Annotated in this window: 2 protein-coding genes; both read right to left on the bottom strand. The window is 64.0% G+C overall.

What is annotated here, in order from left to right; translation table 11 throughout:
* Positions 1–385: divalent metal cation transporter (locus tag EOA36_RS36525; protein ID WP_145969560.1), on the bottom strand; the 385-nt coding region annotated here is incomplete at its 3' end.
* Positions 382–697 (bottom strand): hypothetical protein (locus EOA36_RS36520; protein ID WP_210212453.1); only part of this gene is annotated, 316 nt, incomplete at its 5' end. The genes EOA36_RS36525 and EOA36_RS36520, both read right to left, overlap by 4 nt.

Below are 697 nucleotides of genomic sequence, written 5' to 3'. Positions count from 1 at the left end.
GCATCAGCCATGCCAGCAGGGCAGCCGGCAGTGCCCACCACTGAAAACCGATGCCGGTGGCCAGTTCCAGCGCGATCGAAACGCCGCCGATCTCTGCCGACATCACCAGGAAGTTGACCAGCAAAGTCGCGAGCAAAGGCCACAGGAAAACTTGAAAGCCAAACCTCTCCCGAATTCCGTCGGCAATCGTGTGCTGGCTCACAGCGGCAAACCGCCCGGCCATCTCGACGAGAAAAATGATGCAGAGCGTGCCGAGAACCACTGCCCATATCAGGTGGAAACCGAAGGTCGCGCCGGCCTGGGCGGCAGTCGCCATCGACCCCACTTCGAGAAAGCCGCCAACGCTGGTAACGACGCCGAGCGATATTTCCAGAAGCTTCTTCATGGTTTCGGCGCAAAATATCTGGCGTAAGCGGCAGCCAGGGCGCGGGCAGCCGCCTGAGCGTCGTCCTGTGCGTTTCGCACCTCGGAGCGACTGCCGGTTTGCAGCCCCGCTTCGGCCCGCGCGACCGCTTCAGACATCCGGCCCACGGCGGCGGCCAACGCGGCCTGTTCGGCAGGTTCGGCTGATCCGACGGACCGGAGTTGCGACTGGACGTCGGAAAGCGTCTTGCCGACGGATTGCAACGTGCGGACCGCATATCGGGACGGCGCCTCGCCTGCCGCCCAGACATCGAGCGTCATCGCGACCGTCTGG

The sequence above is a fragment of the Mesorhizobium sp. M8A.F.Ca.ET.021.01.1.1 genome, from assembly GCF_003998025.1.
Lineage (GTDB): Bacteria > Pseudomonadota > Alphaproteobacteria > Rhizobiales > Rhizobiaceae > Mesorhizobium.
The sequence above is the reverse complement of the archived record's forward strand: the minus strand, read 5'-3'. Positions and strand labels throughout refer to the sequence as shown.